Origin of the sequence: Shewanella sp. CAL98-MNA-CIBAN-0140, assembly GCF_040309905.1 — a bacterium.
Taxonomy (GTDB): Bacteria; Pseudomonadota; Gammaproteobacteria; order Enterobacterales; family Shewanellaceae; genus Shewanella; species Shewanella psychromarinicola.
This window is the reverse complement of record NZ_JBEOPI010000035.1, coordinates 1-13,182: the sequence shown is the minus strand read 5'-3', so window position 1 is coordinate 13,182 and position 13,182 is coordinate 1. Positions and strand designations below refer to the sequence as shown.

Genomic DNA, 13,182 nt, shown 5'->3' with positions numbered 1-13,182 from the left:
GCGGATTTTAGATTGTCATCAATATGATTTAAATAAAGGTGTTTTCAACTTCTTTTTTGATAAAATCAAGATCCGAAGCGGGTTCTCCAACCAAGACCATATAGGCATCAGCTGTTTGAAAACTTTTACCTTTATATTGGTTATCAGCAAAAGCTTCTTCTAACACAATACGGCTTTCTATGGGAACAATGAACAAGGTGACCTTGTTTCCGTGCTCGTCGGCCATCACCAAGTGCAATGATTTGACACCTTGGAAGTCACAATATGAGGTGTAAAAAACGCGCCCAGGTTGTTGGATAAACTTCGAATCACGTAATCCATCTAAACTGGCTAGTTTAAAGTTTACGTCATTAAAACCAATATCTTGTTCCATGATTAATGCTTTGGTTTCATGGTGAACATGAGCCAACGAGTTTTCGCCTAAGTTTACGGGCGTAAAGCGCAATAAACTAAAGCTGACACCCACAATAAATGCCACCGATGCAGCCATTGCCATCATATAACGAGCGTGTTTTTTACTCTTTTGATGTTGACTCAATTGCTGTCGTAAAATCAATTTATCAGCCAAATCATCAGGCACGCTAATATTGAGTGCTTGGATGAGTTTATGGTCAAAAGCTTTTAGGTCTTTGACAAATTTAGCATCGTCTTTATTTTCAGCTAAATGAGCTAAAAATTCATCGGACTGATTATTGGGGTCACCATATGCTTGGCGACGAAACTGTAGATCATCCATTTGATTGACCTCTTACCTCAGGTGCTTCGAGAGCGTCTTTTAACTGGTTTCTGGCTCTAAATAAACGTGTCATTACCGTATTTCGATTGAGCTCGAGCATGGTGGCAATTTCATCACCGCTAAACCCGCCGATCAGCTGCAATAACAGAGGTTCTCGGTATTCGATATCGAGTTTACCTATTTGACGACGTAACCAATACTGTTCAGTATCTTCTTCATGACTTGTTGAGCGAACATCTTCAAGTAATTCTTGTTCCACGTCGCTGTAGTTAAATTGTTTACGCTCAAAACGTCTGGCATTTTCCCGTCTTAAAATGGTAATTAACCATGCTTTAGCGGCTTTATCGTCATTTAAAGAGTCCAACGCTCGCCACGCTCTTAAGAACGTTTCTTGAGTAATATCTTCGGCGACATGTTTATCACCACATAGCCAAAAGGCGTAGCGAAAAATGTCGGTATGAAGGGCCCTGACAAGGCTATCGTATCGTCGTTGTTTTGTTAGCATCTCAGATAAGACCGCGGGTTCGGACTTTTTCTTTCGCAGGTAATCAAACATTTTTTAACTTTATTGAGTTAATAATATGTAACAGCTTAAAAAGGGGATGGCTTAATAGCAAGCTAAATAGCAGAATTCACCTGCTACCTAGCCTTTTGATACTAGGGGTTAAGCTCTGCAATTAACGATTTTTTATAGGTAATGGATGGTTGCTGATACGCTAAAATCGCATCCATTAGCGTTTTTTTGTCCATTGCTTGTGGTTGGCTACTGTATCTATCAGCTTGTAATTTATGAATGGCAAACGCAAGCTGTGTTGATAGTCTGCTTATTTGGGTCAAACTCATAGGTTGACCTAAGCACTGACTAAAATATTGTTGTACGGCCTTTATTGCACCACTGCTGTCATTACGATCACAGGCATGAATAATGGCATTTAATCCCGTTGTCGCATTTGTTGTAGGTATTTTTTTACGTTTGGGTGTTTCATCACTAATGGCAACGTTTGCTATCACGGCTTTACGCCATAATATGAGGGTGATTATCCAAAGTACTGCCAATATTGCGCTTATATAAGGCCAATAACCTGCGGATTCATTCTCGGTAAAACGAGCTGTTGATGGAATATTTGTCGGGGTAACAGTGCTGCCAATCACATTAATGGTACGAGCAGGAAGCGTGGCAAATTGTTGTTTTTTAAGATGCGGATTCCACCAAGGAACACGTATCTCGGGTAAGGTATAGGTGCCTGGTTTTGTTGGCACAATGGCAGTGGTTAAACTGTATTGAGATACCACTTGATTATCACGTACAAAAGTTTGTCGTAACGGCTTTTCTGGGTACGCCTTTAATCCCTCAGCAAGCGGAATGTCGATATCAGGTAAGCTGGTGTTATCGGTATTAGAAGCGATTAAACTGATAGTGCGAGTGATCGGGCTGCCCACTTCAAATTCGCTGATATCATCTGGCCAGGTTTCTTTTAACACCGCAATATCACTGACCAACCATTTTCCTTGATAGCTTGGTGGCGTTGGGTTGATTTGAATGACTTGCCTTTGTGCTTCAGTTTGTATTGGACGACTTTCGTTAAAACCAAACATACCATCACGTCTTGCTGCTTCCACTAACACATCGCCTGAAAAACTCGCGCCATTAATCACCAACTCGCCAGGGAGATCGGCAATAATACCGTAGGTGCGCTCAATCACTCTAAAGCGACGACCCTCGACAATTTCGCTGCCGTCTTTGTCATCACCGATTTGCTTGACTTGCGCCCCTTCAATCACGGGGGCACTTAACACTCCGCGCTGTAATTCTACTGCAAGATATAATTTTACTTTATAAGTGATTAATTGCCCGACATAGGCGTCGGATGCAGGGGTGTCAACATCAATAAACACATTTTGTACTTCACTTGGCTGAGCACCTTGTGGTATCACTTTTAGAGTGATGGGTTGAGAGCTAACGCCAGTGATATTGAAAGCAGGTATGGTGACATTACCTAATGATTTAGGTGACAATAATATCTGCCAGCGGGTTTCTTTGCTGGTGTCAAAATTAATCATTTTGGTGCTACGGCCAACACTGGTTCTGCCGACAATAAAGTCATTGAGCAATACCGAGGTATCTAATGCGCCGGCATTGAGATCATCATCGGCAATAACATCGAGTACTAGGTATTCACCAGCAACAACCGGGTTACGGTCTACGGTTGCTTGCACTTGGCTAAGTGCAAAGACGGGGGCTGCAATGATGAATAGCAATAGGCTAAAAAAGGTTCTAATTACCACTGTTCATTATCCTTGGTAGGTTGGCTATTTTGACGACGTTTTTGGTATTCAAGTTGCATTTTGTTGCGGATCAACACTTGTGGGTCTTCATTAATGGCACGTAATGCACGCTGCATGTCAGCAGGTAAATCATCTTGGTTCATTTGCGAAGCCGATACCACTTCAGCAGAATCACTTGCTGGCTTATCTGTTGTACTTTCCTCTGTAGATGATGCACTCAATGGTTGTTTTTCGGTAGGCTGATTTTGTGCCTGGCCTGACTCTGCTTGCATGCTGGCTTCGTTACTCAGTGATTTGTCATCGCTCGGTTTTTTATCACTTTGCTGAGATTGGCTATTACTCTGTGAAGGTTCTGAATTAGCTTGCTCACCAGCTGCTTGGCTATTGTCGCTGTTTTCTTGTTTATCACTTTGTTGCTGCTGAGGATCAGACGGTTGATCTGTACTTTCCTCTGACTTGCCTTGCGATGGTTCTGCTTGATCGCTTCCAGTCTCGTTTTGTGACGGGTTCTGTTTCTGCTCATCGCTTTGTTGATTATTTTGCTCATCGTTTTGTTGATTTGATTGTGACTGTTCAGAGGATGACGAATTAGAGTTTTGCTTAGATTTGTCTGAATTTGAGTCATCTGACTGTTGGCCATCGCCTGATGGGTCTTGATTTGACTGATCAGATTGTTTTTGTTGCTCTCGTCTTTTTTTAGCCAGCTCAAGGTTTTGCTGTGCTTCAGCAAATGGAGAACGTACCTCTAGGGCTTGCTGATAACGGTTAATCGCTTCTTGATAATTGTTAAGCTGCATCAGTGCATTACCTTGATTATACAATCCGTTTGCACTGTTATCTTGCTCAAATCCTGCTAGTGCTTGTTGATAATTACCGGCTTTGTATTGCGCAGAGGCTTGCCATTGTGGGTTCTCGAATGTTTCAGCGGCTTGGGTAAATTCACCTTGCTCAAACGCTGATTGTGCTTGTTGATCTTGGGTTTTCCATAAGTCTTGCCAGATTGAGGCTTGTGCAGGTTGGCTATTGACGGCACTTAAGCTCATTAAGGTGCCAAGTAATAGTAATGGATTCAATATTAGAGTGAGCAATCCTTGGCGAAAGCTCAATAGCATAGGAATGATTAATAACAATGCTAGATATGGTCCCAGATCTTGCCAGGTTTCACCAGCAAGTTCAGTTTCGGTTGCATCACCTTCTGACACCAGCCAGTGGGTTAGGGTTGTGACATCGCTGCCATCTGTTTGGGCTGGCACAAGGATCCCATGATGTTGTTGGGTGAGTTGTTGTAATAAACCGTAATCAGTTTTAGCTACAACCACTTTGTTACTATTATCACGCAGTAATTGGCCATCGGGTAAACGAATGGGGGCGCCTTGCTTACTGCCAAAAGCCATGATCGATAAACGATAACGGCCGTTGAGTGCATTTGTGGCTTGATTATATTGTGGTGCAGAAATGCCATCGGTCATGACAATAATATCACCACTAACATGGCCCCCTTGAGCCAGCAGTTTTTCAGCCAGTGATAATGCAGCCGCCAAGTTAGAGCCTTTGGTCGGCATAATATCGGGTGATAATGTAGGCAGTAAATTTAAAATGGTGCCACTGTCTCGGGTTAACGGGCTAATAGTGTAAGCATCACCTGCATAGGCAATCAGCCCGGTTTCGCCCTCTTTTAATTCGTTGAGTAAATCGGTCGCTCTAAATTTAGCATAGGACAAGCGGTTCGGGCTTAAGTCAGTGGCATACATGGACTGGGACATATCCATAATGAGCACTCGTCCTTGCTCGGTAGCAAATACTGGCAGGCTTTGTTTATTCAATGCCGGTCCTGCAAGCGCGATCACTGTAATCATCCAACAGGCAATTAATAGCCATTTAGGTTGATGAGTTTTATCGACTGTTTGAGTGATCAGCAACTGACTTAAATGCGGAGCAATATACTGCTTCCATGCAGATTGCTGGCTATGTTTACGCCAAAATAATGCACTTAATATCACCACCGGAATAAACCCGATTAGCCACTCTGGGCGAATAAAATGAACCATTACTTTTTCGCCTCTTTGTTAGCGTTTTTTTTAGGCACTAACTGAGCAGGCCATTGCTGTTGCAAGCTGATTAAAAAACTGATTAATAATGACATTAATAACGGCCAATAAAATAATTCACTTTTGGGGCGGTAGCTCAATTGATCTCGACTCACAGGTTCTAACTTGTCTATTTCTTGATAAATGCTTTCTAGTTCTTCACTGTTTCGGGCTCTAAAGTAACGACCTTTGGTCATGTTGGCTAATTTTTTGAGTTGGACTTCGTCTAAGTCCATTGACGGGTTAATGCGCTCTTTGCCAAAAATAGTTCGCCGTTCTAGTATTTCTGCGCCAACACCAATAGTGTAAATGGTGATATTACGTTTAGCGGCAATTTGGGCGGCAATATCGGGTTCAATATTGCCGGCATTATTAGAACCGTCCGTGAGTAAAATCAGTACACGGTTACTTTCATCTACTTTATCAAAGCGTTTAACCGCCAGCGCGATAGCTTCACCGATAGCGGTTTGCTTACCGACTAAACCTATTTGTGCATCGTCTAGAAATGTGGCCACAGAGCGACGGTCTAGGGTCAGTGGTGCTTGTAAATAAGCATGGTCAGCAAATAAAATCAGTCCGAGTCGGTCACCTTTGCGGCGTTCGATAAAGTCACTTAGGACATGTTGTATCAGGGTAAATCGGTCCACTGTTTGATTGTTTATTACCATGTCTTCAATTTGCATGCTGCCTGATAAATCGACCGCTATCATTAAATCACGACCTTTTGAAGGTAATTCAATTGGATCGCCTAGCCATTGTGGCCTAGCTACCGCTAACAATAGACATATCCACATTAACCAATAACGTTTACGGCCGCCTTTATGGCTTATTGAGTTTGTTTTTGTAACCGTAGTGGTGATGCCGGGTAATTGTAAATGTCCGCCGACATTGGTTAAATTGATGCGCTTAATTAACAACGGCAACGGCAGTAAGATTAATAACCATGGCCAGTAAAATACTAACATTAGGCCTCCTGATGGGTATGGTTGGATGTTAAGGTCGCATCACTAAAAGGACGTTTATTGCTTAGCCAGGCTTTTGCTAAACGGTGTAATTGTGCATTTTCGGTTTGATCTAAGCCACTCGCTTGATGACGCTTAACTAATAATGGACCGATTTTATGTTGTTGCCCAGGCGCGAGACGAGTATCTAACCAATCAAACCAAGGTTGACCATTGAGTTTGGCGAGGTGCTCGCGTGGTAAATAGGTTAGTGCAGTGCGTTTGAGTAAGCTATTGACTTGTGCAGCAAAGGTATCATCGTCAATATGATAATTTTCTAGCAGCGCCAGCGCTATTTTTCGCGGTTCATGATATTGATTTTGCTTGTAAAAACGGTAACTCAGCCAACTCGCTAAGGCGACAAATACTACCGCGATTATCCAATATCCTAGTGCAATAGGCATAGCGCTAATAGGATCGGGTAACACAATATCTTGCAATTGCGCTAAAGCGGATGCTTTAGTATCGATTGGCATTGGTTGTGTTGGTAAATTCTGAGTGGTCATTTAACGTAAAATATCCAATTGTGCACTGAGAGGTTTGGCAGCATCAATAAATTTGGCTTGTACTTTGATCAAATTCATTAAGGCAAGAAATTGTTGCTGCTGTGCTTGTTGATCCGCTAACCAAGCCTCATAACTTTGCCGTGTTAAGGTCAGTTGTTGTTGGCCATCACGAACAGGTAAGGCAAATTGTTTGGGTAACGCTAAGGTCCCTTGTCTTAATGGGTCGGTGACCACAAACGCGCCGATATCACAGTGACGCGATAATTCAGTTAAGGGCGCTAAACATTGTTGGTTAATATTTTGGCCGTCGGTGATGATCCAAATAAGTGATCCCGGTTTGGCAATACGTTGCAACCGTTGGCAGGCTTTAAACATGTGACCTGGATCCGATGACAATTGATTAATTTGGCTTAATTGCTGTTGATGAACATTAATAAGTCCTGAGGTTAACTGTAAAATCCCTTGGCGACGGCTTCGCGGTTTGAGTTCTAAATGAGTACTTTCACTAGCAATTAATGCCCCGAGTCTATCGCCATGGTTAATGGCATTCCAACCTAAGGTTGTGGCTAAATGGGCCACTTGAACTGATTGTAATAGTAGCTGGGAGCCAAAATATGCACTGTGGCTCAAATCAATTAACAACAGAATAGGGCGTTCACGTTCTTCAACAAAAAGCTTGGTGTGCGCGACGCCTGTACGAGCCGTTACTCGCCAGTCGATAGTACGAACATCATCACCATTTTGGTAATGACGTACTTCGGCAAACTCCATCCCGCGGCCTTTTATCTGGCTGTTTCTGTGACCCGATAATGTTGCTTTAGCCCGCGATGAGCGATCGGGTATCGCGCGCGATAAGCTTTGACAAGCAATAAGTTCCTGCTCGTTTAAGCTCATACCATCACTGTAAAGTGGTAATGAATTAGTTTGGTTCATCATAATCTAATCATGTTTAATCGTTGGTGTCCGTATTGTAATATTTACGGTACGGCAACTTGGCTAAGAATGTGATCAATCACATGATCTGCAGTGACACCTTCCGCTTGTGCTTGATAACTGAGCAATAAACGATGACGTAAAACATTGGGTGCAACCGCTTGAATATCTTCTGGCGAGACAAAGTCGCGTTCATGCAACCAAGCACGTGCTCTTGCACAACGTTCTAATGAAATAGTGGCTCGAGGGCTGACACCATATTCAAGCCATTTGGCTAAATCAGTGCTGTACCTTGCAGGTTGGCGAGTGGCCATAATAATTTCAACAATGTATTTCTCTAACGGTTCCGCTAAATAAATCTCTAATGCCTGATCCCGGGCGGCAAATACGTCGGCTTGAGCGACAGGCTCAATGGTCGGCAATTGATGTGTTTTGGCCTCTTTACGCGATTGGCGTAAGATTTCGCATTCTGTTTCAGCACTAGGATAATCAAGATTAAGATGCATTAAAAAACGATCTAATTGTGCCTCTGGTAGCGGGTAAGTGCCTTCGTTTTCAAGTGGGTTTTGTGTCGCCATGACTAAAAATAGCGGCGGTAAAGGATAGCTGTGTTTACCGACGGTAACTTGACCTTCGGCCATGGCTTCTAATAAAGCAGATTGTACTTTAGCTGGGGCACGGTTAATTTCATCCGCTAAAATAAGATTATGGAAGATTGGCCCCGCTTCAAATTCAAATGTACCCGTTTGCTGACGATAAATATCGGTACCGGTTAAATCAGCTGGCAGTAAATCTGGCGTGAACTGAATACGGTGAAACTCGCCTTCTACGCCATCGCATAATGCTTTTACTGCACGGGTTTTAGCTAAACCTGGCGGTCCTTCAACTAATAAATGTCCGTTGGCGATAAGTGCGATCAGCAAGTTTTCAGTTAATACGGGTTGGCCTAACACTACAGTATCTAAATAGGTTCGTAGTGAGTGGAAACGACTTAACGACATAGCGGTACTCAATTTATTTAGTTGGCATTGGGGTTATTACAACCTATGTTATGAATTCTATTGGTTTTTGGCTAGTAGGATTAACACATTTTAACTATTAATGAAGTAGATAGTTATAAACGCCTGTTTAAAACCATGCAATAAAAAGTTAGACTTAGATCACGCTTTGATGGTCTGACCAGACTATCTAACAAAATAGAAACTTACCGGCCGAGCCGAGATGAGCTAACAATAATAGAGGGTGGCACATGAGTGATAGACAACAGGTAACGAATTCCCGGGGTGAACGCATTGCGATTGTTGCCGGTTTAAGAACACCATTTGCGAAACAAGCAACCGCTTTTCATGGCGTATCTGCGCTGGATATGGGCAAAATGGTGGTAAATGAGTTGCTGTCTCGCTCTGAAATCGACCCTCAATTAATTGAACAACTTGTATTTGGTAAAGTGGTGCAAATGACAGCTGCGCCAAATATTGCTCGTGAAATTGTACTCGGTACGGGAATGAATGTGTCAACTGATGCCTATTCCGTGACCCGAGCTTGTGCGACTAGTTTTCAATCTACCGTTAATGTGGCTGAGTCAATCATGACGGGCAATATCGAAATCGGTTTAGCCGGTGGTTCTGATTCGTCTTCGGTATTACCGATCGGAGTATCAAGAAAATTAGCACATGCTTTAGTCGATCTAAATAAAGCTCGTTCGTTTAAAGAAAAATTTGCGATTGCACGTCGTTTAGGTTTGAAAGATCTTTTACCTGTACCGCCAGCTGTTGCTGAGTATTCAACTGGTTTATCGATGGGACAAACTGCAGAGCAAATGGCTAAAACTTATCATATTAGCCGCGCTGATCAAGATGCATTAGCGCACCGCTCGCATACATTGGCGACAGAAGCGTGGAATTCAGGTTATCTGCGCGATGAAGTCATGACCGCTCATATTCCTCCGTACAAACAATTTATTGATCGCGATAATAATATTCGTGAAGACTCAGTATTAGAGTCTTATGCCAAATTGCGCCCAGCCTTTGACCGTCAACACGGTACGGTAACAGCGGCGAACAGTACGCCGTTAACGGATGGTGCCTCTGCGATTATTTTAATGAGCGAAGGTCGTGCCAAAGCCTTAGGTTATCAGCCAATGGGTTACATTAAGAGTTACGCGTTTACTGCTATTGATGTTTGGCAAGATATGTTGATGGGTCCATCGTATGCCACACCATTAGCATTAAAACGTGCTGGTATGGAATTAGAGGATTTAACCCTGATTGAAATGCATGAAGCGTTTGCAGCGCAGACATTAGCGAACATGCAAATGTTTGCTTCTAAAAAGTTTGCCCAAGAAAAATTAGGTCGAGATCGTGCCATTGGTGAAATCGACATGAGTAAATTTAACGTATTAGGTGGTTCATTGGCTTATGGCCATCCTTTTGCGGCAACCGGTACTCGATTGATCACCCAAGTCTGTCGTGAGCTTAAGCGTCGTGGTGGTGGTACTGGTTTGACAACGGCTTGTGCAGCGGGTGGTTTAGGTGTAGCAATGATTTTAGAGGTGGAGTAATGAGCATGGAAAAGACATTTAATTTAGCTCGTCGTGATGATGGTATTGCGATTTTAACCATGGATGTTCCTGGCGAAACCATGAACACCTTAAGGGCGGAATTTGGGCCTGAAATTACAGAGATTTTAGCTGAAGTTAAAGCTGATCCAAGCATTACAGGTTTAGTCATTATCTCTGGTAAAGCGGATTCATTTGTTGCTGGTGCTGACATTAGCATGCTCGCGGCATGTAAGAGTGAGCAAGATGCTAAGGCATTATCACAACAAGGTCATGTGCTATTTTCTGAACTTGAAGGATTATCTATTCCGGTTGTTGCTGCGATAAATGGTGCTTGTTTAGGCGGTGGCTTAGAGTTAGCGCTAGCATGTCATTTACGTGTATGCAGTGATGATAAAAAAACCATGCTAGGTTTGCCCGAAGTACAACTGGGTTTGCTGCCTGGCACGGGTGGCACCCAGCGTTTGCCTCGTTTAGTCGGTATTACTACAGCACTTGATATGATGTTAACCGGTAAGCAAATTCGCCCTAAACAAGCGTTAAAAATGGGCTTAGTGAATGATGTCGTACCTAATTCAATTTTATTAGAAACCGCAATCGAGCTGGCTAAAAAAGGCAAAAAAGCCATTAAGCCTGTGGTGCAATCTAAAATTAATCAGTTTTTTGAATCAACATCATTTACGCGCGACCTCATTTTTGATCAAGCGCGTAAGCAAGTGTTAAAGAAGACTCAAGGTAATTATCCTGCTCCGACTAAGATCATAGACAGTGTTCGCCAAGGTATGAGTAAAGGCATGGTGAAAGGTCTTGAGGTTGAAGCGACTCATTTTGCTAATTTGGTGATGTCTAAAGAATCAGCCGCACTGAGAGGACTCTTTTTTGCTACTACTGAGATGAAAAAAGAGACTGGCGCTGAAGGTGCTGTACCTCGTAAAGTCAAAAAAGTGATGGTATTAGGTGGTGGCTTAATGGGCGGCGGTATTGCGTCTGTGACCACCACGAAGGCTAAAATCCCCGCTCGAGTGAAAGATATCTCTGAACAAGGTTTGAGTAATGCCTTAGCTTATGCTTACAAGCTATTAGATAAAGGGGTTAAGCGTCGCCATATGACGCCTGCGGCCCGCGACAAGTTAATGGCGTTAATGACCACAACGACTGAGTATAAAGGCATTAAAGATGCTGATATCGTTGTTGAAGCAGTATTTGAAGACCTCGCATTGAAACATCAGATGGTGAAAGATGTTGAACGTGAGTGCGGTGAAAACACCATTTTCGCATCTAACACTTCATCTCTGCCGATTGGACAAATTGCCGAAGCAGCAAGCCGTCCTGAAAATGTCATTGGTCTACATTACTTCTCTCCAGTAGAAAAAATGCCGTTGGTTGAAGTTATTGCGCATAAAACAACGTCACCTGAAACCATTGCAACGACCGTGGCTTTTGCTCGTAAGCAAGGTAAAACGCCTATTGTGGTACAAGATGGTGCTGGTTTTTATGTTAACCGTATTCTTGCCCTGTATATGAACGAAGCGGCGCAGTTATTACTCGAAGGGCAACGAATAGAGCATTTAGACAGCTCGTTAGTGAAGTTTGGCTTTCCTGTCGGTCCAATGACGTTACTGGATGAAGTGGGTATTGACGTTGGCGGCAAAATTTCGCCTATTTTAGAAAAAGAGTTAGGCGCACGTTTTAAAGCACCTGCTGCATTTGAGAAGTTACTCGCCGACGATCGTAAAGGTCGCAAGAATGGCAAAGGTTTCTACCAATATGGTCCTAAAGCGAAAAAAGCTAAATCAGTTGATGAGTCAGTTTACAAAGTGCTCGACATTTCAATTGCTTCAGATAAAGAAGCAAAAAATGTGGCTGAGCGTTGTACGATCCAAATGCTCAATGAGGCCGTTCGTTGTCTTGAAGAAGGGATCATTGCTTCTGCTCGAGACGGTGATATCGGTGCGATATTTGGTATTGGTTTTCCGCCATTCTTAGGTGGCCCGTTCCGTTACATTGACACATTAGGTGCAAGTAACTTAGTGGCGACATTACAAGGTTATCAATCACTCTACGGTGAGCGTTTCTCACCGTGTGATACGTTAGTCAAAATGGCTAGGGATGGAAGTCTGTTCTACACAAAGTAAACTCTTTGTTGTATAGATAGCTTGTTAGTTATCGCATTGTAATAAAAAAGCGGCAAGTTATTGCCACTTTTTTATTTGTTAAAGGCATACTTTTGCCTGTTTTTTAATCGATACGTTACTTCTTTTCGGTATAGTACACATTCTTAAGTATGATAACGTTATTTGATTATGGGATCAGACGCCGCCATTAAGCTGTCATCGCACGGGTAATGTGATGTTAATATCATCACTTACAAGTTAAATAAGCGCCGTAATGGTGTATGGGCAGGGATTATATTAACTGAGTTATTTAGGTTCAGTGATAATGTAGTTTAGTTATTCATACTAGTTTTATCGAGTATTCGTCGTGGTTTTTTTATTTAGTTTGCTGCTTATCAATATGGAATATAAATAAAGTATTGGTGATGCATAGGCTGTATTCTAGGGCCACTCACCTATGTTTAGCAGGCACTAACGCTTGGCTGATGTGAAAGTATGTCGACATGGCGTATAGAATAGACGGCTAAGCCTGTGTAGTCTGCGTCAGACACTCAACAAAAAAGGAGCTAATGCTCCTTTTTTGTGGCTGATGGTTAACCATCCGTCAGTACTATACCGACTACTTCCACCATGCTTTAGCTTGGATCACTTCGAGGTGGTTTAAACCTTCAGGTAATTTTACTTTCTTACGAGCTGGTTTTGCTAAACCAAGTGCAATTTTTAGAGAAGTAAACATAGGATTCTCCTTAAGCTGTTTGAGTGTCAAGCACTTTGATGGCTGGAATACCGGCGGTTTGCGTGTCTAGAACCTTGATGGCTGGAATACCGGCGGTTTGCGTGTCTAGAACCTTGATGGCTGGAATACCGGCGGTTTGGGTGTCTAGCACCTTGATGGCTGGAATACCGGCGGTTTGGGTGTCTAGCACCTTGATGGCTGGAATACCGGCGGTTTGGGTGTCTAG

General features: G+C 42.8%; 10 protein-coding genes and 1 pseudogene. 2 read left to right on the top strand and 9 right to left on the bottom strand.

Translation table 11 applies throughout. The features are described from left to right. Window positions 1-28 precede the first annotated feature (28 nt). The 8 genes from AAEY93_RS16235 to AAEY93_RS16200 form a co-directional block, all read right to left on the bottom strand. On the bottom strand, window positions 29-736 hold the full coding sequence (locus tag AAEY93_RS16235; RefSeq protein WP_124013632.1) for a DUF3379 domain-containing protein: 708 nt from the start codon (window positions 734-736) through the stop codon (window positions 29-31). After that, window positions 729-1,292, bottom strand: coding sequence for a sigma-70 family RNA polymerase sigma factor (locus AAEY93_RS16230; protein WP_101030234.1), 564 nt, complete (start codon window positions 1,290-1,292; stop codon window positions 729-731). The genes AAEY93_RS16235 and AAEY93_RS16230 overlap by 8 nt, the downstream gene beginning before the upstream one ends. Before the next feature lie 101 nt (window positions 1,293-1,393). Beyond that, on the bottom strand, window positions 1,394-3,022 hold the full coding sequence (locus AAEY93_RS16225; protein WP_351078342.1) for a BatD family protein: 1,629 nt from the start codon (window positions 3,020-3,022) through the stop codon (window positions 1,394-1,396). Next, on the bottom strand, window positions 3,016-5,070 hold the full coding sequence (locus AAEY93_RS16220; RefSeq protein ID WP_351078339.1) for a VWA domain-containing protein: 2,055 nt from the start codon (window positions 5,068-5,070) through the stop codon (window positions 3,016-3,018). Before AAEY93_RS16220 ends, AAEY93_RS16225 begins: the two co-directional genes overlap by 7 nt. Continuing rightward, on the bottom strand, window positions 5,070-6,074 hold the full coding sequence (locus tag AAEY93_RS16215; RefSeq protein WP_351078336.1) for a vWA domain-containing protein: 1,005 nt from the start codon (window positions 6,072-6,074) through the stop codon (window positions 5,070-5,072). Before AAEY93_RS16215 ends, AAEY93_RS16220 begins: the two co-directional genes overlap by 1 nt. Continuing rightward, window positions 6,074-6,616: a DUF4381 domain-containing protein gene (locus tag AAEY93_RS16210; protein WP_351078334.1), complete on the bottom strand. Its 543-nt coding sequence runs from the start codon at window positions 6,614-6,616 to the stop codon at window positions 6,074-6,076. Before AAEY93_RS16210 ends, AAEY93_RS16215 begins: the two co-directional genes overlap by 1 nt. Beyond that, window positions 6,617-7,552 carry a DUF58 domain-containing protein gene (locus AAEY93_RS16205; protein ID WP_124013627.1) on the bottom strand — a complete coding sequence of 312 codons (936 nt, stop codon included), beginning with the start codon at window positions 7,550-7,552 and terminating at the stop codon, window positions 6,617-6,619. A 41-nt stretch (window positions 7,553-7,593) separates the two neighbouring features. Further along, a complete protein-coding gene (locus AAEY93_RS16200; RefSeq protein WP_124013626.1) occupies window positions 7,594-8,550 on the bottom strand; it encodes an AAA family ATPase in 957 nt (318 codons plus the stop codon). Between the two features lie 248 nt (window positions 8,551-8,798). On the opposite strand from AAEY93_RS16200, the gene fadI reads away from it, so the two are divergent. Together fadI and fadJ are read left to right on the top strand one after the other, a co-directional pair. Beyond that, window positions 8,799-10,109, top strand: coding sequence for an acetyl-CoA C-acyltransferase FadI (gene fadI / locus AAEY93_RS16195; RefSeq protein WP_124013625.1), 1,311 nt, complete (start codon window positions 8,799-8,801; stop codon window positions 10,107-10,109). Window positions 10,110-10,114: 5 nt separating this feature from the next. After that, complete coding sequence (gene fadJ / locus AAEY93_RS16190; RefSeq protein ID WP_351078329.1) at window positions 10,115-12,241, top strand: fatty acid oxidation complex subunit alpha FadJ; 2,127 nt, start codon at window positions 10,115-10,117, stop codon at window positions 12,239-12,241. 725 nt (window positions 12,242-12,966) lie between these two features. Here fadJ and AAEY93_RS16185 read toward each other — a convergent pair. After that, window positions 12,967-13,182 (bottom strand): annotated as a pseudogene (locus tag AAEY93_RS16185) (hypothetical protein); the annotation flags it as partial.

Coding starts and splice junctions, on each gene's coding strand:
- AAEY93_RS16200 (WP_124013626.1), bottom strand. CDS start 8,550: ATGTCGTTAAGTCGTTTCCACTCACTACGAACCTATTTAGATACTGTA.
- AAEY93_RS16205 (WP_124013627.1), bottom strand. CDS start 7,552: ATGATGAACCAAACTAATTCATTACCACTTTACAGTGATGGTATGAGC.
- fadJ (WP_351078329.1), top strand. CDS start 10,115: ATGGAAAAGACATTTAATTTAGCTCGTCGTGATGATGGTATTGCGATT.
- AAEY93_RS16230 (WP_101030234.1), bottom strand. CDS start 1,292: ATGTTTGATTACCTGCGAAAGAAAAAGTCCGAACCCGCGGTCTTATCT.
- AAEY93_RS16220 (WP_351078339.1), bottom strand. CDS start 5,070: ATGGTTCATTTTATTCGCCCAGAGTGGCTAATCGGGTTTATTCCGGTG.
- AAEY93_RS16215 (WP_351078336.1), bottom strand. CDS start 6,074: ATGTTAGTATTTTACTGGCCATGGTTATTAATCTTACTGCCGTTGCCG.
- fadI (WP_124013625.1), top strand. CDS start 8,799: ATGAGTGATAGACAACAGGTAACGAATTCCCGGGGTGAACGCATTGCG.
- AAEY93_RS16210 (WP_351078334.1), bottom strand. CDS start 6,616: ATGACCACTCAGAATTTACCAACACAACCAATGCCAATCGATACTAAA.
- AAEY93_RS16235 (WP_124013632.1), bottom strand. CDS start 736: ATGGATGATCTACAGTTTCGTCGCCAAGCATATGGTGACCCCAATAAT.